The 21487-nt window shown below is 59.2% G+C and carries 11 protein-coding genes; 4 read left to right on the forward strand and 7 right to left on the reverse strand.

The window, feature by feature from the left end:
* Positions 1-114: 114 nt before the first annotated feature.
* Positions 115-2808, forward strand: a complete 2694-nt coding sequence (locus AC1DSG_RS01690; protein ID WP_477789293.1) for a putative bifunctional diguanylate cyclase/phosphodiesterase — start codon at positions 115-117, stop codon at positions 2806-2808.
* Between the two features lie 205 nt (positions 2809-3013).
* Complete coding sequence (gene msrA, locus AC1DSG_RS01695) at positions 3014-3661, forward strand: peptide-methionine (S)-S-oxide reductase MsrA (RefSeq protein WP_477789294.1); 648 nt, start codon at positions 3014-3016, stop codon at positions 3659-3661.
* A gap of 136 nt (positions 3662-3797) precedes the next feature.
* Here msrA and AC1DSG_RS01700 read toward each other — a convergent pair whose 3' ends face one another.
* From AC1DSG_RS01700 to putP, 7 genes are all read right to left on the reverse strand, one after another.
* Positions 3798-4634, reverse strand: a complete 837-nt coding sequence (locus AC1DSG_RS01700) for a 23S rRNA (adenine(2030)-N(6))-methyltransferase RlmJ (RefSeq protein ID WP_477789295.1) — start codon at positions 4632-4634, stop codon at positions 3798-3800.
* Between the two features lie 231 nt (positions 4635-4865).
* A complete protein-coding gene (locus tag AC1DSG_RS01705) occupies positions 4866-5189 on the reverse strand; it encodes a hypothetical protein (protein WP_477789296.1) in 324 nt (107 codons plus the stop codon).
* Between the two features lie 349 nt (positions 5190-5538).
* On the reverse strand, positions 5539-5847 hold the full coding sequence (locus AC1DSG_RS01710) for a contact-dependent growth inhibition system immunity protein (RefSeq protein WP_477789297.1): 309 nt from the start codon (positions 5845-5847) through the stop codon (positions 5539-5541).
* A complete protein-coding gene (locus AC1DSG_RS01715) occupies positions 5844-10502 on the reverse strand; it encodes an RHS repeat-associated core domain-containing protein (RefSeq protein ID WP_477789298.1) in 4659 nt (1552 codons plus the stop codon). The genes AC1DSG_RS01710 and AC1DSG_RS01715 overlap by 4 nt, the downstream gene beginning before the upstream one ends.
* Positions 10502-11239, reverse strand: coding sequence for a DUF4123 domain-containing protein (locus AC1DSG_RS01720; protein ID WP_477789299.1), 738 nt, complete (start codon positions 11237-11239; stop codon positions 10502-10504). The genes AC1DSG_RS01715 and AC1DSG_RS01720 overlap by 1 nt, the downstream gene beginning before the upstream one ends.
* Positions 11229-13247 (reverse strand): type VI secretion system Vgr family protein, encoded by a 2019-nt coding sequence (locus AC1DSG_RS01725; RefSeq protein WP_477789300.1) that lies wholly within the window; start codon positions 13245-13247, stop codon positions 11229-11231. The genes AC1DSG_RS01720 and AC1DSG_RS01725 overlap by 11 nt, the downstream gene beginning before the upstream one ends.
* A 292-nt stretch (positions 13248-13539) precedes the next feature.
* A complete protein-coding gene (gene putP, locus AC1DSG_RS01730; protein WP_477789301.1) occupies positions 13540-15024 on the reverse strand; it encodes a sodium/proline symporter PutP in 1485 nt (494 codons plus the stop codon).
* Between the two features lie 464 nt (positions 15025-15488).
* Between putP and putA the strand changes: the two genes are divergently transcribed.
* A complete protein-coding gene (gene putA / locus AC1DSG_RS01735; protein ID WP_477789302.1) occupies positions 15489-19442 on the forward strand; it encodes a trifunctional transcriptional regulator/proline dehydrogenase/L-glutamate gamma-semialdehyde dehydrogenase in 3954 nt (1317 codons plus the stop codon).
* A 166-nt stretch (positions 19443-19608) separates the two neighbouring features.
* Positions 19609-21411, forward strand: coding sequence for an acyl-CoA dehydrogenase (locus tag AC1DSG_RS01740; RefSeq protein ID WP_477789303.1), 1803 nt, complete (start codon positions 19609-19611; stop codon positions 21409-21411).
* Positions 21412-21487 lie beyond the last annotated feature (76 nt).

Genomic DNA, 21487 nt, shown 5'->3' on the forward strand with positions numbered 1-21487 from the left:
TTGGCCTTCATGTCTCTTGTCAGTCGGGGCCGCAATGATGCAACCTTGCCGCAGCCATCAATCAAGAGGGCGAGAGCCCGACGCGTTCAGCACATTCGAAGCGAGTTCCCCTCAATGAAAAGCCAACCCGATGCCGCCAGCCGTATGGTGGCCGAGGTAGTGACGCAGTTGCCTGTGCCCTCGCGGCTCGGCATGCTGCGTTTCGAACGGCTGAATGAACCTAGCTGGGCGCTACTGTTTCTGGACCCTAATTGCGAACGTCATTTCGGTCTGCCGGCCGTAGACCTGTGTGCGCTGGTGGACTCTCCCTACGCCAGCCTGATGGAGCCCGAAGCGCGCTATCAGCTGCATGACGCGGTCCAGCAGCAACTGACCGACAGCCCGAACTACCAGATCCGCTACACCTTGCACACCGCCTCCGGCACCTTGAACCTGCTGGAGCTGGGCGAAGCCTATAAACAGCACAATCGGCACTTGTTGCGCGGCTATCTGCTGGTGGTCGACGACCTGTTCGAACACAATCAGCTACTGCCCACGCAGGATCTGGAAACCCAGAACTCACGCCTGCAAATCGCCCTGGAGCTCAATCAGCTCGCCCAGCAGGTACAACTGCAACATCTGGAACGAGTGCGCGCCCAACAGGACCTGATCCTGTTGCTGACTCGCCAGCGCTACAGCAGCAACAATTCCCTGCAAGAAGCCGCCGAACTGATCACCCGCAGCGCCTGTGATATCTACGAAATTGACTGCGCCAGCCTGTGGAACCTTGAAGGTTCGCTGCTGGTGCCGATTTCGGCCTATCACCGCGCCAGCGGGGAATACCGGCTGCCGGAGCCGATCGACGTCAGCAGCTTCCCTGATTACCTCGAAGCCTTGCACAGCAGCCGCGCCATCGACGCCCATAACGCCCTGCGTGATCCGCGCACCCGGCACATGGCCGAGCGCCTGCGCCCACGCGATGTGAACGCGATGCTCGACGCCAGCATCCGCGTCGACGGGCAAGTGGTCGGCGTGCTGTGCCTGGAACAGACCGGTGCGCCCCGTGCCTGGCAGTCGGACGAAATCGCCTTTGTCGGCGAGCTGGCAGATCAATTCGCCCAGGTCATCAACAACCACAACCGCCGCACCGCCACCAGCGCCCTGCACCTGTTCCAGCGTGCGGTCGAGCAAAGCGCCAATGCCTTTTTGCTGGTCAATTGCGATGGCGTGGTGGAATACGTCAACCCAAGCTTCACCGCGATCACCCAATACAGCACTGAAGAAGTCCACGGTCAGCGGCTGTCGGAACTGCCGGCACTGGAGAACCTCAGCGAACTGCTGTTCGACGCGCCCTCGGCGCTGGCCAAGAGCAACAGTTGGCAGGGCGAGTTCAAGAGCCGACGCAAAAACCTCGAACCTTACTGGGGGCAGCTGTCGATCTCCAAGGTATACGGCGATAACCGCGAGTTGACGCATTACATCGGCATTTACGAAGACATCACCCAGAACAAACTCGCCCAGCAGCGCATCGAGCGCCTGGCCTACACCGATAACCTGACCAACCTCGGCAACCGCCCGGCGTTCATCCGCAACCTCGACGAACGCTTCGCCCGAGACACCGACACCCCAATCAGCCTGCTGCTGGTGGACATCGACAATTTCAAGCGGATCAACGACAGCCTCGGTCACCAGACCGGCGACAAATTGCTGATCAGCCTGGCCCGACGCCTGCGCAACAGCCTGAGCCCGAGCGGCGGCCTGGCACGCTTTGCCAGTAACGAATTCGCCGTGCTGCTGGACAATACCGACCTGCGTATCGGCCAACAGGTCGCCCACGAGTTGCTGATGACCCTCGACAAGCCGATGTTCGTCGACAACCAACTGATCAGCGTCACCGGCTCCGTGGGCCTGGCCTGCGCGCCGCTGCACGGTCGCGACCCGCAAACCTTGATGCGCAACGCCGGTCTGGCGCTACACAAAGCCAAAGCCAACGGCAAGCATCAGGTCCAGGTGTTCACCGAAGCACTGAATGCCGAGGCCAGCTACAAGCTGTTCGTCGAGAACAACCTGCGCCGCGCCCTGACCCAGAACGAGCTGGACGTGTTCTATCAACCCAAGCTCTGTCTGCGCAGCGGCCGTCTGCTGGGAATGGAAGCGTTGCTGCGCTGGAACCATCCTGACAAAGGCATGATCCGCCCGGACCAGTTCATCAGCGTCGCCGAAGAAACCGGCCTGATCATCCCCATCGGCAAATGGGTCGCCCGCCAGGCCTGTCGCATGAGCAAGGAGCTGAGCGCCGCCGGCCTGGGCGATCTTCAAGTCGCGATCAACCTGTCGCCCAAGCAGTTCTCCGACCCGGATCTGGTGTCGTCCATCACCAACATCCTCAAGGAAGAAGCGTTGCCGGCCCACTTGCTGGAACTGGAACTCACCGAAGGCCTGCTGCTGGAAGCCACCGAAGATACGCACTTGCAACTCGACCAGCTCAAGCGCCTGGGCCTGACGTTGGCGATGGATGACTTCGGTACCGGTTACTCGTCGCTCAGCTATTTGAAAAAATTCCCGATCGACATCATCAAGATCGATCGCAGCTTCATCCACGAGATCCCGGACAATCAGGACGACATGGAAATCACCTCCGCGGTGATTGCCATGGCCCATAACCTGAAACTCAAGGTCGTGGCTGAAGGCATCGAGACCGCCGAGCAGCTGGCCTTCCTGCGCCGCCACCGCTGCGACGTCGGTCAGGGCTACCTGTTCGACCGGCCGATACCCGGCGCCGAGCTGATCGAAAAGCTCAAGCGCTATCCGCGTGGCCCGTTCGCCTGATTCGACCCCGAAAATTCCTGAGGAACACCTCGAATCCCTGTGGGAGCGAGCCTGCTCGCGATAGCGGTGTATCAGTGACATGGATTTTGGCTGACACACCGCTTCGCGAGCAGGCTCGCTCCCACAGGGGTAGTGCGTAACTGGGCGGCATTGGGCAAACTGGCGGTCTGATTCCTACATCCCAACCTGACTGAGAGGACTGATCATGGTCTTGCGCTCGGAAATTCTGGTGAACAAAAACGTGCTTCCAACCAAAGAACAAGCTCTGCCTGGCCGCGAAACACCCATGTCCCTGCCGGAAAAACACTTCGTCCACGACGCGCCATTGCTGGGTCCATTCATCACCGACGTGGATTTTGCGATTTTCGGCCTGGGCTGCTTCTGGGGAGCGGAACGTCGCTTCTGGCAGCGTGAAGGCGTAGTCAGTACCGTGGTGGGTTACGCCGGCGGCTTCACGCCGAACCCAACGTATGAAGAAGTCTGCTCAGGCCTGACCGGCCACAGCGAAGTGGTGCTCGTGGTCTACGAGCCGGAAAAAGTCAGCTACGACGAGCTGCTGAAGATGTTCTGGGAACTGCACAACCCGACTCAGGGCATGCGCCAGGGCAACGACATCGGCACTCAGTACCGTTCGGTGATCTATGCTACCAACCCGGCGCAATTGGACGCCGCACTCAAGAGCAAAACAGTATTTCAGGCTGAATTGACCAAGGCCGGCAAAGGCGAAATCACCACTGAAATCGACGAAGCGCCGACGGTCTACTTCGCCGAGGCGTACCACCAGCAGTACCTGGCGAAGAACCCAGAAGGGTATTGCGGGATTGGCGGCACAGGCGTGACCTGCCCGATCTAGCGATAGCTACAAGCTACAAGCTACAAGCTACAAGCTACAAGCTACAAGCTACAAGCTACAAGCTACAAGCTACAAGCGGCAAGACTGGATGCTCGCCGCTTTAAACTTGCAGCTTGCCGCTTGAAACTTACTGCTGCTACTCAGCAATCAACCAATCCATCTGCCACCCACCTTGGGTCTGCCCCAATTTCTTGGACAACCACGGCAGCAACTCACGCAATTCCTCTTCCAGTCCCCACGGCGGATTCGCAATCGCCAACCCGGACCCGTTCAGACTGTTCGGTGTATCCAACGGATGCACCAGCAACTCCACACGCAACAACTTCGGCGCGCCCGAGCCCGCCAGATCCTGATAAAAGCGCCGCAACATGCGCTGGTCCTTCACCGGGTACCAGATCGCCGCCACGGTTTGACGCATCCGGCCAACCGCCTCTTTCAGCGACGCCGCACAGCGCTGCATCTCATCGAGCTGTTCAAACGGCGGATCAATCAACATCACCGCCCGCTTCTCCTGCACCGGCAACATCGCACGCGGCACGTGCCAGCCTTCGCCCAAATGCACCTTCACCCGACGGTCGCCGGCCATGTTGTCCTTGAGCAGCAAACCGTCTTCCGGGTGCTTCTCGTTGAGCATCACCCGATCCTGCGGCCGCGTCAGACGCCGCGCCAGCTCTGGCGACCCCGGGTAATAGCGCAACTGGCCATCCGGGTTCATGTCGTGCAGCACCTTCATGTAATCGTCGGTCAGCGCCGGTAAATCTGGCTGATCCCACAGACGCGCAATGCCTTCCAGGTACTCACCGGTACGGCTCGCCTGATCACCCTGCAGGTCATACAGACCAATGCCGGCGTGAGTATCGAGATAGGCAAACGGCTGCTCCTTGCGCGACATCAGGGCGATGAGGCGGGTCAAAGTCAGGTGTTTGAACACATCGGCGTGATTGCCGGCATGGAAGGCGTGACGATAATTCATGATTGCTCCTGCGAAGGCCGGGAAGTTTACCTTGTACCGAGGCGAACGTCAGGGCCTCGCAGCCGAGCGGGCAATTCGAATGGGCCAGCCCTACACGATGATCGTTCCCACGCTCCGCGTGGGAATGCCACAAGGGACGCTCCGCGTTCCAGCCACACCGGGCACCGATTTGACGCAGAGCGTCATGGGCTGCATTCCCACGCAGAGCATGGGAACGATCATTCGGCGGTGTTAATCCGAAGCCAGAGCCCGCAACCGCCGGCCAATCACATCCAGCACATCACACCCATCCCGCAACGGAATGGCACACAGCAAGGCAAAGTCGCTGAGGATGAAGGATTCGCACTCGAGCGAACCGCGCATCGACATGTTCTCCAGCACCTGTGTCACGGCGCGAATTCGATAGTTGGCCGCGTCGTACAAAACATCGAGCGGCGCGTGGGTATCGACGAACAACGTGGGCATATCGGTGCAGTTGCTGGTGAGGGCCATGAAGCGGTTTTTGGGGTGGGGGATTGGTTTTTCGTAGGGTGGATCGGGATGTAGTGTTGGCATTTGAGACCTTCCGATGAAAATAGGAGCTGCCAAAAGCCTTCCTACAGGCTTGGGTGGCAGCTATACGCGGGGTAGGAATACCGAGCATCGGAAACTCGACCACGCCGAAACGTGCCCGCGCACAGCCGCCGTAACAGATGTTACGGACGTACATTGACGGCCGCAAATCAAGTTTCGAACGCTTACGCGCTACCGATGCTATGAAGGGTTCCTACACCCCACCACTGAATTTTCAGTGACCATCAAAGGCTATCGGTTGAATTCGATTCACACTAGTTCATGGAAACCGATACGAGTTGAAGGAAAATTCCGACGGGCTTGCCCGGAAATTTCGCTGACCACCAATCGATCAAAATTGACCAAGCTGCTTGGTCAACCTGCTCGCAATGTGGCGCAACCACGCCTCTCCTGACGGCCATGCATTCCAGTAGCAGTAGTAACAACTCAATTCTTTCAATAGATACTCTTTCAATACCAGCTCATCTTTCTTCAGATTAAGCAGTGCATTGAGTTCCTTTAGGACCACGATTAAATCGTCGACATGAGACTCGGTTAAAAAGGAGTCGAGCACCTGCTCTGCAGTTTCGTGTTCAACCAACCAATCTTGATGAAAGTACGCACCAAAAAAGTCGTGCAACTCCGGAAATTCAACATTCATAGCTCTGGAAACCCTGTCAGCAAAAAATACCCCTCAGGAAGTCGAACATCCTTTATCAATACCAACAAGATCTTCGAAGCCGGCACATATTCGGTACTACCATTGGGCAAGCTGATTCCAACCGGTTCATCGAATTTATGCGTGATACTCGTCTTACCCTTCGTACTTTTTAAGAATTTGTCGATTCGCTTTTTATTTTCAGCCAATGCCCTAGCGACAAACGATTCAGCACTAGCTCTATCCGAAAACGTTGAGGCCGCGGGGATATTAGGCTCGGCCTCAAGTCTTTGGGCTAACTGCAACTTCGTTCTCCCTACATGCTTGGCAATAAGATGCCCCCCTTGCGCCTCATGCGCAGCTAAACCTCCGCCTGGAACAATTTCGCTAAACGGCCCTTCAGGCTCACCGGGACAAGGCAGACATGCCAATCCCAACGGATCAACCCACCCCGTCGGATTCGGCGTGTACTGATACGGGTTCAGCCCACCCGCCAACTTGATCGGGTCCGGCGTCAGGTACCGTCCAACATCAGGATCATAGTACCGATGCCGGTTGTAGTGCAGGCCGCTCTCAGCGTCGAAGTACTGCCCTTGAAAGCGTAGCGGTTGCTCAAGCTGCTCGCCCCCACCCAGCGCCAGGTGCGTGACTTTGCCGTAGGCGTTGTACTTCGCCGACCAGACAATCTCGCCACCAAAATCGGTCAGTTCCTGCGGCGTGCCGAGGTGGTCGAGTTGGTAGTAGAACGGGCAGGCTTTGCGCGGGCCTTTGCCGTCGAGCATGGCCAGTGGGCGGAAGCTGCCGGGTTCGTAGAGGTAGCTGCGGTAGTGTTCGCGGCTGCTTTCGGCGATGAGGTTATCGCCTTGCCAGAAGAATTCGGTGGTGTGGCCGTCGACGGTTTTGGCGATGCGGCGGCCGAAGGCGTCGTAGCGGTAGCTGGCGGTGCAACCGTCCGGGGTGGTGACGCCGATCAGGCGGTGTTGGCAGTCATAGCGGTAGTCGGTGACGAGTTTTTGCGCGGTTCCGCGGCGTTCGCAGATCAGGTTGCCGAAAGCGTCGTAGTCATAGTGGCGGTCGCCCTGCATGAGCAGGCGATTGCCCGCGACTTTCGCGGCGCCGGGGCGGTCCTGCATCAGCAGGTTGCCGGCGGGGTCGTGGGCGAAGGATTCCGGTGGGTTTTCGCGGGTGTGGCGGACGCGGGTCAGGCGGTTGAGCGGGTCGTAGGTGTAGTTGCGCTGGCCGTGGCGGGTGTCGGCGATGCTGTCGAGATTGCCGTTGGCGCTGTAGGCATAGTCGCGGCGATAGAGCGGTTGTTGCTGTTGGCTGACGGCATGGGCCTTCAGACGGCCCTGATCGTCGTAAGCAAATTCGCTGAGCAACTGGCCTTGTTGGCGTTGCTGCTCACGGCCGAAGGCAAATTGGTGGCTGGTGAGCCGCGCGCCGTTGAGGTCGATGGCGGTGAGCGCGCCGCCCTTGGCGTGGTGGTAATCGAGTTTGCTGCCGTCCGGCAGGCGCAGGCGATTGAGTTGGCCGCAGGCGTCGTAGCTATAACGCAGCGTGCCCCAGCCCTGATGTTCGGTGATCAGCCGGTCTTGTTGGTCGTATTCGAATTCCAGCGGGTGGTCGTGGCCATCGTCGACGCCGATCAGCCGGCCGAGGCTGTCGTAGCGGTATTCGACCTTGAGGCCGTCGGGCAGGGTTTTGACCAGCAGTCGCCCGGCCGGATCCCGCTCGTAAGCGGTGATCAGCTGCGAGCCGTCAGCGCCGAACTCGGTTTTCTCCAGCAGTTGGCCATTGAGGTCGTAGGCGTACGCCGTGCGTTGGCCGTCGAATCCGGTTTCCTGTCGGATCAATCCGCCAAGCGTGTAATCCAGCCGATATTGCTCGCCGGATTCGTTTTCGATTTCCGTGAGCAACAGCTGCGCGTTGTCGTAGCGATACTTCAGCTGGGTGCCGTCGGCATTGAGGCGGCGACTGACCAGGTGCAGGTCGTCCAGGTATTCGTAGCGCGTGATGCGGCCGAGTTCATCGCGTTCGGCAGTGATTTTTCCGTAGGCGTTGTAGCTGTAGGCGCGGCTGGCACCGGTAGGAAGAATCGTCTGGATCAGTCGGCCAACGGCGTCCCATTGCGACTGGGTGACCGCGCCGTGTTCGTCCTGACGGGTAATCTGCCGGCCCAGGGCGTCGTAGGAAAAACGCCGCTGACCACCATCCGGCAGCGTTTCCTCAAGCAACTGCCCCAATCCATTCCAGACGAACACATGCCGGCTGTTGTCCGGATAACGGATCGACAGCAGCAGACCTTTTTCGTCGTAGTGGTAATGGGTGACCTGACCGTCAGGATCGGTCGCTTCGGTGATGTCACCCTGGGCATTACGCTGATGCTTCCACACCGCTTTGCCGCGATAACGGGCGTGCAGGAAACCGTTGCGATACTCGTAGGCCGTTGGCTCGTCTTCGGGCGGAATCAGCGCCACCAGGCGTCCGACTTCGTCGTAACGGTATTCAGTCACCGCCCCGAGCGGGTCCTGCTCGGCGATCAGCCGGCCTTCCTCGTCGTAGGCCTTGAGCTGTTCTCCGCCGTCCAGTTCGACCTTGCGCACCAGCCGCGCCCGCTCGTCGTGGACGTAAACCTCTTCGCTGCCGTCGACGTTGTGCACGGTGACGCTGCCGGCGTCATCCCACACGTAGCGCGCATCCATCTGCGCGAACGAGGCCCAGTGGCGAATGCAGCGTGCCGCTTTGCCGGACTTTTCCCACGCCCAGAGGAAACTCGCCCCTCCGGCCAGTTGCCGCTGGAGGATGACGTGTTGGTCGTCGTAGTCGTAGCGTTCGCTTTCACCGGCGGCGTTGCTGGCTTCGATCAGTTGTGCGCGTTCGTCGTAGGTGTAACTGACCAGGGTTTGCTCGGTTTTCCAGCACTCCTCAAGGGTTTGCGCGGGGATAAACACCTGGTAGTCGACGGCGACTAAATGGTTGCGTTCATAACGCAAGCGCAAGGCGCGGCCGGCGCCGTTGTCGAGGCGCTGGATGCGCTCCTGGCGGTCGCGGGAGATGCGCAGGCGGTTGTCGTACGCGTCGCTGATGGTCGTGAGTCGACCGTGGTGAAAGTGATAAAACCGCGTGTCGTCGCCGGCCTGGGCGAGGATCAGTTCTTCGGGATCATTGCCCAGATAAATCGCCGCGCGCGACAGGCTGTTGTGGATCGCCGGGCGCTCAGCGGACGGCAACGGGAACGTGGTGCGGCGGTTTTCGTGGTCGCTCCAGATGACGCTGTCGCCGTCGATGTCCAGTCGATGGGAAAGCGAATGGCTCCAGCCGAACCCGAGGCCGCAATCGATCTCGGCGGCACTGGTGCGATAGAGCCGGGTGAAGTCGAACGGCAGGAGGCCGTCCAGCGAACCGTCGGTGAGGGTCAGCAGTTCTTCGCCGGTGACCATTGAGACCGGGCATTTGTTGGTGGCGGTTTTATTGGCGGAATCGGCGGCGTCGCCGTTGGGGTTTTTCGCCTGATCCGGGGCGTTGTCGTGGTGTTCGTTTTGCTTGAGGGTGGTGTTGCGTTTGGCATCCCAGCGTAGTTGCATCCGACCTTTATTTAGTCCTGCTGCAACGCCGCGCGCGGCAACTGTTTTGTAGCGGTCTACGTACTCCATAAAGTTGTCGATGATCGTGACCATCGACTTCACGAAGCCCATCACGGCTTGAAAAATCTGCGCGCTGTACTTGGCCAGTCGCATTGTCAGCCAGGCAATACCGACGCCGACCACGCTCAACACCAAGCCAATCAACAAGTCGATGACCAGGCCAACCACGACTTTGGAAATGGCCTCGGCCGACGTCCCGGCCAATTGCGATGGCGGCAGTGCTTCGAGCCATAACATTGCTGTGCGCATCAGCAAGCACAGCGCCGCCTCGTCGCTGGCCAGCAACATGGCTTTTTCCATCATGTCTGGAGCGCTGACTGCGAGCCTTGCAAGTTCTCCTGCGCTTTCACCCAGTTTCTCGGCAAAGGCTCCAGGGTCTTTCAGGATGTCGACTAGTTCACCGATACCATCCCAAACCTCCTGAATCGCCGCCCAACCTCCTGCGAGCATTCCATTGCCCACGGCGGCCAATGATGCCGACGCCGATTGCTGCGACCACTGCGGTTTAAACCCCTCCCACTCCTTGCGCAGCCAGCCTTCCAGCTCCGTGCTCAGGCCTTTGTAAGAATCAAAAAGCTTGTCAATCTGCTTCGGCGTAACTTCACTCTGAACATGAACCCGATAGAACTTTCCGGGTTTCCCTACGAACTGCCCTTTTCCGTTTTCATGGAGCTTGACCGGTGTGATCTCGCCGCCATCAACAGCAATCACATCAACCGAAATATTCCCCAACGGAATGTCATAAACCGATTCAAATTTGCTCTCTATCTCCAGAATCCCGCTCGCCGGACACTGCGCAACACCCGAGAAAAAATCATCATCGCCACTGCTCACCGCAGTCGTGGTGCTCCCAAGTTTTATCAGCCGTTCCATGCTCATCAGCGAAGGCAAATCCATCGCCCGGCTGACCCTGTCCGTATTCCGCCCCAAGAAGCTGCCAAGTTGCTGGCGATACAAAACCAGCGTGTCTTTAAACCCGTCGAGCTCCTGCTCGATCCGTACGATCTGATCCATCAGTCCAGCTCCGTCATCAGGTAATCCACCAAAGCTGATTTCGGTGCTTGAGGCAGGTCCGGCGTCTGCAAGAAAAGCGCGACTTTGTGCCGCAATACGCTCGGCGAAAACGCTTCATAAAGATCAGGTCGGTCCTCGCTCAACCACATCAGCAAGTTGTTGATGCGAGTCGTCGCGGACTCGCCAGCGAGGTGTTCAATCAGCGGTGCGGATACTTCCCACCACGGGAAAACCCTGGAAGTCTTCAGCGCACTGCCACCGATATCGAGCGGCTGACCATTGATCAAACAACGGTCGATCACAGGCATTAACTGCGTGGCATTAACTTCGCCGGACTGAAGGATCGGGAGCAAATAACGCCCATCCCAGAAGCGGAAAAACACCGCATGACCGTTGGGCAAAAGAACTTGGGTAAGGCTGCGCAGATGCTCGACCAGCACTTCTTGAGACGCAGAAGAAACCGCCAACCAACCCCAATCGCGAGACTCGGTGGCAGCGACCCACTCCAGAAACTCACTGCCCGCCGCGACAATTCCGACATAGGGCATCACCGGTTCCCACTCGGCGTAGGCGGTGTCGGCCCAGATCGGGTGCAGCGCATGAGCGGTGGTCGAGCGCTGCCAGGCTTTGAACGKCTCAGCCGCGCTGGCATTGCTGAAGACCGCAAAGAGTTTTTCCGTCGGCTTCAGCGGCTGCCGGTCCAGCCACTCGCGAGGCGTCAAATGATCAGGCTGCACAGACACCGTCCTTGCAGCGCTCGCATTCCTCACAAAACGGCGCGTCGCTTTTCAGGCTCATGATCTGCGCCGCACTCAACACCGCTGCCGGTGCGGCGGCGAGTTTCAGCGGTGCATCCAGCGACGCCGTTGCAGCAGCCATCGCGGGCATCAACGCCCCGCCCACCTGAATCGGCACGCTGCTGAAAATCCCACCGGGACCGATGTTGATCCACTGCCCGCCCGCCTGAATCGTCGCGCTCGCGCCGCCGTCGATCACCACTTGCTGGCCGGCGCTGACGTGGAATTGCTGACTGGCGTTAAGCGCCTGGCTGGTCACGCGGATGTGCCGGACGCCGGTCACCAGCAAGTGATCGTCGAGCTTCACTTCGGTCTGGCGCTGACCGTGGGTGATGCGTTGCTCATCGGCCTTCAACTCATGGCGAGCGGTGCCGGTGACGACGATGCTGCGCTGGTTATCGACCTGAACCTGTTGATCATTCAACACATGCTGGGTCCAGTTTCGCTGGGCGCGCAGGTAGATTTCCTCGGCGCCTTTGCGATCCTCGATGCGCAACTCGTTGTAACCGCCACCTCCCGGGCTGCTCTGGCTGCGGAAAATGCTGCGGGTTTTGTCCGCTGGCAGATCCAGCGGAACAGGGGTTGCCGCGTTCGGCAGGCAACCCATCACCAGCGGTTTGTCAGCATCGGCGTCAATGAACCCAACCAGCACTTCCATGCCGACGCGCGGGATCAGCACGCTGCCATATCGGTCATGCGCCCAGCCCGTAGCGACGCGCAACCAGCAACTGGAGTGCTCATTGAGCTGACCCTCGCGATCCCAGGCGAGCTGAACCTTGACCCGACCGAACTCGTCGCAATGGATTTCGCTGTCAACCGGGCCGGTGACCACGGCGGGTTGATAGCCGAGCATGCGAGGCTTTTGCGGCCCCAGGGGCGGACGATACGAAATGTCCCACGGCGTTGCCAGAAAGGTATTGCGATAGCCCTGGAAATCATCCGGGTCATCGCTGGTGGCCGACTCTTCCAGCACCTGTGGCTGACGACCGCGATGTTCGATTGCAGTGATCAGCCACAAGTCATTCCACGCCTGACGGGGATGCTCGGCGAGGTGCAGGAAATGCCCGCTGACCAGCGCACAGTCATCACCTTTGCCTTCAGCCTGGCGGAAATCGGCGTTGTGGCGTTCGAGTGCGCGTTGAGCCAGTTGCTTACCGTGTTCGCGATCGGTGAATTGGCCGGGAAAGTGGTAGTCCTCCAGCACCGGGCGCTGCTCGCTGTCGAGACGGGTTTCGAGTTGCAGGCGAGGTTTTTTAAAGTCGTAATCGCGTCGGGTGACAGCGGTAGTGCGGGTTTCCAGGCGCATGTTGAAGCGCTTGATGGCCGGCGCATCCGCCGCCATTCCGCTGCCGGGCAGGTACAACGTCGGCTCGGGCAGACGAGGGAAAACGGTCTGGTCATCGCCGAACACCAACAAATGCCCGTCGGGGCTGTGCTGGAAGTGGTAGTGAATGCCAATCTCGGCGCACAGCCGCTGGATGAACGCCAGATCGCTTTCGGCGTACTGCACGCAGTACTCGCGAGCCGCGTATTCGCTGCCGAGTTGAAACTCGAAAGCGTCGCGCTGGATGCCATGGTCCTTGAGCACCTGCGCGATGATCGCCGGCACGCTTTTGTGCTGGAAGATCCGCTGATTGATGCGCTGACCGAGGTAGGCCAGTCGCGGTACAAGGCTGATCTGATAGCCCGTCAGACGTTTCCCGGAGTCGCTTTGGCCGACGCGAAAAATCTGACCGTGAATACCGGCACCTTGTGCATCGAAACTCAGAAACGCCTGACGATGCAGCAGACTTTCGAGCTCGATGTCCGGCCGATCGCTGACCAGTTCCAGGTCAAAACGGTAGGGTTGGCTGATGGCTTCCGTGCCCGTGAACTCAAGGACCTTGAGCTCATTCTGGACGCCGTCGAGGGTCAACGTGAAACGCGGTTGATTGGCAGGCGCGAACATCCGATGTGTCTCTGCAGAATGAAGGCGGGCGATTCTGCATGAGCGACAAGGGGTGTTGAGGGAGGGACAATGAAATCAGATTGTTCCTACTTTTAAAGAGATTCGCCCTTCAAGAATCAGTGTGTCTGGCTACAGACATCTCCCTCAAAACCACCACCTACCCCTGTAGGAGCAAGCTTGCTCCTACAGGGATCTGCGACACTTAATCTCAACCGGAAAAAAAACGGCCCGCCTCCAAAAGGAAGCGGGCCGTTTTCATGTGCGGCGAAAGGTCAGAGCCGCAGCTCCCCCATCACTTGTTCAGGCGGAAATCTGCCTCGGCAGCAGCGAAACGCTGCAGCATGCCGTGAGTCGGCGCGCCCAGTTTGCTGACGATGTAGATGGCCAGGCTGGCGAAGATGAAACCAGGGATGATTTCGTACAGACCCAGCAGTTCGAAGTGTTTCCAGACGATCACGGTGATCGCGCCGACCAGGATGCCGGCCAGTGCGCCGTTGCGGGTCATGTCTTTCCAGATCACGGAGATCAGGACGACCGGACCGAACGCAGCACCGAAACCGGCCCAGGCGTAGCTGACCAGACCCAGTACGCGGTTTTCCGGGTTGGCGGCCATCGCGATGGCGATCAGGGCAACCAGCAGCACCATGGCGCGGCCGACCCAGACCAGTTCCACTTGGGAAGCGGATTTACGCAGGAAGGTTTTGTAGAAGTCTTCGGTCAGGGCGCTGGAGCACACCAGCAACTGGCAGCTCAGGGTGCTCATTACGGCAGCCAGAATGGCCGACAGCAAGATACCGGCAATCCAAGGGTTGAAGAGGATTTTCGCCAGTTCGATGAACACACGTTCGTGGTTCTCGCTCACCGGCATTGCCACAGCAGGGTTTGCCGAAAAGTAAGCGATTCCGAAGAAGCCCACCGCCACGGTGCCGCCCAGGCACAGGATCATCCAGGTCATGGAGATGCGACGAGCGTTGGCGATCGACTTGACCGAATCCGCCGCCATGAAACGCGCGAGGATGTGCGGTTGGCCGAAATAACCCAGGCCCCAGCCCATCAGCGAGATGATGCCGATGAAGGTGGTGTTTTTCAGCATGTCGAAGTTGCTTGGGTTTTGCGCTTCGATGGCCAGGAAGGTGGTGTCGACGCCACCGGTCGCCAGCAGCACGATGATCGGCGTCAGCAACAGGGCAAAGATCATCAGCGTGGCTTGTACGGTATCGGTCCAGCTCACGGCCAGGAAACCGCCGACAAAGGTGTAAGCAATCGTCGCCGCAGCGCCGGCCCACAGCGCCGTCTCGTAGGACATGCCAAAGGTGCTTTCGAACAGACGGGCACCGGCGACGATGCCGGAGGCGCAGTAAATGGTGAAGAACACCAGAATCACTACCGCAGAAATGATCCGCAGCAGGCCGCTTTTGTCTTCGAAACGGCTGGAAAAATAATCCGGCAGGGTCAGGGCATCGCCGTTGTGCTCGGTCTGCACGCGCAGACGGCCAGCGACGAACAGCCAGTTCAGGTAAGCACCGATGATCAGGCCAATGGCGATCCAGCTTTCGGACAGACCGGACATGTAGATGGCACCCGGCAGGCCCATCAACAACCAGCCACTCATGTCGGAGGCGCCAGCGGACAAGGCCGTCACGACGCTACCCAGGCTGCGACCGCCCAGAATGTAGTCAGAAAGGTTGTTGGTGGAGCGATAGGCCATGAAGCCGATCAGCACCATTGCTGCGATGTAGATCACAAACGTGATCAGGGTTGGATTGCTTACGCTCATTAAGTGATGCCCTGGCTTTGTTTTTATGTAGCGGCAGTGTGTAAAACCGCTGACAAACGACGACATTTGTTCAGACGATTTCGAGACCTGCGCATTTATGACTGATGTTTCCCCAGGAAAGCCATCAGCCGGCGCACCGGTTTTTCACCTGGTTGCACCTTGGGGCGCGAATCCTATTCAACAACCCAAATGAGGTGCAACCCATTTTTTGAGAATAAGTTGCACCTGATCTGATTTTCGTAAAAAAACGATATTTTTTGCTTCTTTTCAGGGCAGTTACGACGATTAGCTAGAAACAAAAGCACCAAGCCGATGCGGTACATTCGTACCGGAATTTATTTCCTGACGAGCTGCTGATTATTCCGACAAAAAAAGGGTTGCACCCGGTTGCACCTCAACGATTGCACGGCTAATCTTGCCGCCAGCTGATGCCACGCGGTCGTGGCAAACATGAGGATAAAAAAATGGCTACCACCACCCTTGGGGTCAAACTTGACGACCCGACCCGCGAACGCCTCAAGGCTGCCGCGACCTCGATTGATCGCACGCCGCACTGGCTGATCAAGCAGGCAATTTTCAATTACCTGGAAAAACTCGAGGGTGGTGCAACCCTGACCGAACTGAGTGGCTTGATCAGCAAAGACGCTGACGACACCGGTGAGGTCCATGCCGACCACGCGCACCAGTGCTTCCTGGAGTTCGCCGAAAGCATCCTGCCGCAATCGGTGCTGCGTGCTTCGATCACCGCCGCTTACCGTCGTCCTGAGCCGGAAGTGGTGCCAATGCTGATCGAACAGGCTCGCCTGCCGGTCGCCATGGCCGAAGCCACGAATAAGCTCGCCGCCTCGATTGCCGAAAAACTGCGCAATCAGAAAAGCGCCGGTGGCCGTGCCGGCATTGTTCAGGGCCTGTTGCAGGAATTTTCCCTGTCGTCCCAGGAAGGCGTCGCACTGATGTGCCTGGCCGAAGCCCTGCTGCGCATCCCGGACAAAGGTACCCGCGACGCGCTGATCCGCGACAAAATCAGCACCGGCAACTGGCACCCGCACTTGGGCAACAGCCCGTCGCTGTTCGTCAACGCAGCCACTTGGGGCTTGCTGCTGACCGGCAAACTGGTCGCCACGCATAACGAAGCAGGTTTGACTTCGTCCCTGAGCCGCATCATCGGCAAGAGCGGCGAGCCGATGATCCGCAAGGGCGTCGACATGGCCATGCGCCTGATGGGCGAGCAGTTCGTCACCGGCGAAACCATCGCCGAAGCCCTGGCCAATGCGAGCAAGTTCGAAGCCAAAGGTTTCCGCTACTCCTACGACATGCTCGGTGAAGCAGCACTGACTGAGCACGACGCGCAGAAGTACCTCGCGTCGTACGAACAAGCCATTCACTCGATCGGCAAAGCGTCCCACGGTCGCGGGATTTATGAAGGCCCCGGCATTTCCATCAAGCTGTCGGCACTGCACCCGCGTTACAGCCGCGCGCAGTACGAGCGTGTGATGGACGAGTTGTACCCGCGCCTGCTGTCGCTGACCTTGCTGGCCAAGCAGTACGACATCGGTCTGAACATCGACGCCGAAGAAGCCGACCGACTCGAGCTGTCGCTGGATCTGCTGGAGCGCCTGTGCTTCGAGCCGCAACTGACCGGCTGGAACGGCATCGGTTTCGTGATCCAGGCTTACCAGAAGCGTTGCCCGTACGTGATCGATTACGTGATCGACCTGGCTCGTCGCAGCCGTCACCGCCTGATGATCCGTCTGGTGAAAGGCGCGTACTGGGACAGCGAAATCAAGCGCGCCCAGGTCGAAGGCCTGGAAGGCTACCCGGTGTACACCCGCAAGGTGTACACCGACGTTTCCTACATCGCCTGCGCCCGCAAGTTGCTGTCGGTACCGGAAGTTATCTACCCGCAATTCGCCACGCACAACGCCCATACCCTGTCGGCCATCTACCACATCGCCGGTCAGAACTATTACCCCGGCCAGTACGAGTTCCAGTGCCTGCACGGCATGGGTGAACCGCTGTACGAACAGGTTGTAGGCAAAGTTTCCGAAGGCAAGCTGAACCGTCCGTGCCGCGTGTACGCTCCGGTCGGTACTCACGAAACGCTGCTGGCGTACCTGGTACGTCGTCTGCTGGAAAACGGCGCGAACACTTCGTTCGTCAACCGCATTGCCGACCAATCCATTTCGATCCAGGAGCTGGTGGCCGATCCAGTGGCCAGCATCGAGCAGATGGCGACGCTGGAAGGCGGCTTCGGCCTGCCACATCCGCGTATCCCGCTGCCGCGTGACCTGTACGGTGCCGAGCGCGCCAACTCCAGCGGCATCGACATGGCCAACGAACATCGTCTGGCTTCGCTGTCCTGCGCTTTGCTGGCCACCGCTCACAACCACTGGAAAGCCGTGCCGATGCTCGGTTGCGTTTCCAGCACTGAAACACCTGCGCCAGTTTTGAACCCGTCCGATCTGCGTGACGTGGTCGGCCATGTGCAGGAAGCCACCGTCGATGACGTTGATAACGCCATCCAGTGCGCCCTGAATGCCGCGCCGATCTGGCAGGCCACCCCGCCTGCAGAACGCGCCGCGATTCTGGAACGCGCCGCCGATCTGATGGAAGGCGAAATCCAGCCGCTGATGGGCCTGTTGGCCCGCGAAGCCGGCAAGACCTTCGCCAACGCCATCGCCGAAGTGCGTGAAGCCGTGGACTTCCTGCGTTATTACGCGGTGCAGGCTCGCAACGATTTCACCAACGACGCCCACCGCCCATTGGGCCCGGTGGTGTGCATCAGCCCGTGGAACTTCCCGCTGGCGATCTTCAGTGGTCAAGTCGCGGCGGCACTGGCTGCCGGTAACCCGGTATTGGCCAAACCTGCGGAACAAACCCCGCTGGTCGCGGCTCAAGCCGTGCGTTTGCTGCTCGAAGCCGGGATTCCGGAAGGCGTTCTGCAATTGCTGCCGGGCCGTGGCGAAACCGTTGGTGCCGGACTGGTAGGTGACGATCGCGTTAAAGGCGTGATGTTCACCGGTTCCACTGAAGTTGCTCGTCTGCTGCAACGCAACATCGCCGGCCGCCTGGATGCCCAGGGTCGCCCGATCCCACTGATCGCCGAAACCGGTGGCCAGAACGCGATGATCGTCGACTCTTCGGCACTGACCGAACAGGTTGTGATCGACGTGGTTTCGTCGGCTTTCGACAGCGCCGGTCAACGGTGCTCCGCACTGCGCGTCTTGTGCTTGCAGGAAGATTCCGCTGACCGTGTCATCGAAATGCTCAAAGGCGCCATGGCTGAATGCCGCCTCGGCAACCCTGAGCGCCTGTCCGTGGACATCGGCCCGGTGATCGACGCCGAAGCCAAGGCTGGCATCGAGAAGCACATCCAGGGCATGCGCGACAAAGGTCGTAACGTGTACCAGGTGGCCATCGCCAACAGCGAAGAAGTCAAACGCGGCACCTTCGTGATGCCGACCCTGATCGAACTGGAAAGCTTCGACGAGCTGCAACGGGAGATCTTCGGTCCGGTGCTCCACGTGGTTCGCTACAAGCGCAAAGACATCGATCAACTGATCGGTCAGATCAACGCTTCCGGTTATGGCCTGACGCTGGGCGTGCACACGCGCATCGACGAAACCATCGCCAAGGTGATCGACAACGTCAACGCCGGTAACGTCTACGTGAACCGCAACATCGTCGGTGCTGTGGTGGGTGTGCAGCCGTTTGGTGGCGAAGGTTTGTCGGGCACCGGCCCGAAAGCCGGTGGTCCGTTGTACCTGTACCGCCTGCTGTCGACGCGTCCTACCGATGCCATCGAACAATCCTTCGCTCGCGGTGACGCCGTCGTAGCCCCGGACGTTCGTCTGCGCGACGCCATGAGCAAGCCGCTGACCGCCCTGAAAACCTGGGCTGACAGCCACAAGTTTGCCGACCTGAGCACCCTGTGCGTGCAGTTCGCGGCGCAATCGCAAAGCGGGATCACCCGTGTTCTGGCGGGCCCGACCGGCGAGCGCAACAGCTACGCCATCCTGCCGCGCGAACACGTGCTGTGCCTGGCGGAAGTCGAAGGCGATCTGCTGACTCAACTGGCGGCGGTGCTAGCTGTCGGTGGTTCGGCGGTGTGGCCGGAATCCGACCTGACCAAGGCGTTGTTCGCACGTTTGCCGAAGGAAGTTCAGGCACGCATCAAGTTGGTGTCCGACTGGCACAAGGACGACGTGGTGTTTGATGCGGTTCTGCATCATGGCCACTCCGACCAGTTGCGGGCGGTCTGCCAGCAAGTGGCCAAGCGTGCCGGTGCGATTGTCGGTGTGCATGGCTTGTCGCAAGGCGAGACCAACATTGCGCTGGAGCGCCTGGTGATCGAGCGTGCGTTGAGCGTTAACACGGCTGCTGCTGGAGGCAATGCCAGTCTGATGACCATAGGTTAAGCAGCAGCTGCAAGTTATAAGCTGCAAGCTGTAAGTAGAAGCAAACCGCTCTTACTTGCAGCTTGAAGCTTGTAGCTTGTGCCGCCCCATCACCCCCGTCTATCTTCCTTCCCCATTTTTATAAGTCTCCCTAGACTGCGGCATACTTTTTTAAAGGTAGTCCGCCATGTCCGAGACGTTGCTCAGTTCCCGCAATCTGGCTTTCGAGCTGTATGAAGTCCTCGATGCCGAGGGCCTGACTCAGCGTGAGCGTTTCGCCGAGCATAATCGCGAGACCTTCGATGCCGCCATCGGCACCGCCCGCAATATCGCCGAGAAGTTCTTCGCCCCGCACAACCGCAAAGGCGACGAGAACGAGCCGCGTTATGAGGACGGTCAGGCGATTCTGATTCCGGAAGTGAAACCGGCGGTGGATGCGTTCCTCGAAGCCGGCTTCCTCAATGCCGCGCGCAGTTTCGAGGCTGGCGGCATGCAGCTACCTACGCTGTTGTCCCAAGCCTGCTTCGCGCATTTTCAATCAGCCAATGCGGCATCGACTTCGTACCCGTTTTTGACCATGGGCGCGGCAAACCTGATTGAAAGCTTCGGCACCGAGGAGCAGAAACAGCGCTTCCTGCAACCGATGATCGACGGCCGTTTCTTCGGCACCATGGCCCTGACCGAGCCGCATGCCGGCTCGTCGCTGTCGGACATTCGCACCCGCGCCGAGCCTGCGTCCGACGGCACTTATCGGCTCAAGGGCAACAAGATTTTCATCTCCGGCGGTGATCACCCGCTGTCGGAAAACATCGTGCACATGGTGCTCGCCAAACTGCCGGACGCACCGGCCGGGGTAAAGGGCATTTCGCTGTTTATCGTGCCGAAGTTTCTGGTCAACGATGACGGCAGCCTGGGCAAGCGCAACGATGTGTTGCTGGCCGGGTTGTTCCACAAGATGGGCTGGCGCGGCACCACGTCCACCGCACTGAATTTCGGCGATAACGGCGAGTGTGTTGGTTATCTGGTGGGCAAGCCGCACCACGGTTTGAGCTACATGTTCCAGATGATGAACGAGGCGCGGATTGGTGTCGGCATGGGCGCGGTGATGCTCGGTTACGCCGGGTATTTGTATTCGCTGGAATATGCCCGCGAGCGCCCGCAGGGTCGCGTGCCCGACAGCAAGGACCCGAACACCGCGCCGGTGGCGATCATTCAACACGCCGACGTTAAACGCATGTTGCTGACCCAGAAAGCCTACGTCGAAGGTTCGTTCGATCTCGGCCTATACGCGGCGCGATTGTTCGATGACACCACCACACTAGAAACTGAAGCCGAGCGTAAGCAGGCCCATGAGCTGCTGGATTTGCTGACGCCTATCGTCAAATCGTGGCCGTCGGAGTTTTGCCTGAAGGCCAACGAACTGGCGATCCAGATTCTCGGCGGCCACGGCTACACGCGCGAATACCCGGTGGAGCAGTATTACCGTGACAACCGTCTGAACCCGATTCATGAAGGTACGCACGGCATTCAGTCGCTGGACTTGCTGGGGCGCAAGCTGGCGCAGAACGGTGGTGCGGGGCTCAAGCAATTGATCCGACTGATCGCCAATACAGGCGCGCGGGCCGAGGCGCATGAATCCTTGACCGCGCTGCGTGAACCGCTGGAAAAACTGGTGGCACGTTTGCAAACGGTGACCATTGGCCTGCTGATCGATCTCGGTCAAGGCAAGGTCAACAGCAGCCTGGCGAACTCGGCGCTGTACTTGAAAGTGTTCGGGCACACGGTGATTGGCTGGCGCTGGCTGGAGCAGGCGATTCGCGCCGAGGAAGGGTTGGCCAAGGGAAATGCGGCGGATGTGAGCTTCTATAAAGGCAAGCTGCAGGCGGCGCGGTATTTCCTGACGTGGGAAGTGCCGGGTTGCCACCATGAACTTACGATTCTTGAGGCTCGGGATGATGTGTGCCTGGGCATGCAGGATGAGTGGTTCTGATTAAAGTCTTTTAGTGCTGCTGAAATCCATTCGCGAGCAGGCTCGCTCCCACAGTTGATCGCATTTCAACTGTGGG

It is taken from the genome of Pseudomonas sp. P5_A12 (assembly GCF_056400685.1).

What these genes read in the sequence shown, in the direction of transcription:
- putP (WP_477789301.1), bottom strand. Translation starts at nt 15,024, where the DNA reads ATGAGCGTAAGCAATCCAACCCTGATCACGTTTGTGATCTACATCGCA.
- AC1DSG_RS01715 (WP_477789298.1), bottom strand. Translation starts at nt 10,502, where the DNA reads ATGGATCAGATCGTACGGATCGAGCAGGAGCTCGACGGGTTTAAAGAC.
- AC1DSG_RS01700 (WP_477789295.1), bottom strand. Translation starts at nt 4,634, where the DNA reads ATGAATTATCGTCACGCCTTCCATGCCGGCAATCACGCCGATGTGTTC.
- AC1DSG_RS01710 (WP_477789297.1), bottom strand. Translation starts at nt 5,847, where the DNA reads ATGAATGTTGAATTTCCGGAGTTGCACGACTTTTTTGGTGCGTACTTT.
- AC1DSG_RS01740 (WP_477789303.1), top strand. Translation starts at nt 19,609, where the DNA reads ATGTCCGAGACGTTGCTCAGTTCCCGCAATCTGGCTTTCGAGCTGTAT.
- msrA (WP_477789294.1), top strand. Translation starts at nt 3,014, where the DNA reads ATGGTCTTGCGCTCGGAAATTCTGGTGAACAAAAACGTGCTTCCAACC.
- putA (WP_477789302.1), top strand. Translation starts at nt 15,489, where the DNA reads ATGGCTACCACCACCCTTGGGGTCAAACTTGACGACCCGACCCGCGAA.
- AC1DSG_RS01690 (WP_477789293.1), top strand. Translation starts at nt 115, where the DNA reads ATGAAAAGCCAACCCGATGCCGCCAGCCGTATGGTGGCCGAGGTAGTG.
- AC1DSG_RS01725 (WP_477789300.1), bottom strand. Translation starts at nt 13,247, where the DNA reads ATGTTCGCGCCTGCCAATCAACCGCGTTTCACGTTGACCCTCGACGGC.
- AC1DSG_RS01705 (WP_477789296.1), bottom strand. Translation starts at nt 5,189, where the DNA reads ATGCCAACACTACATCCCGATCCACCCTACGAAAAACCAATCCCCCAC.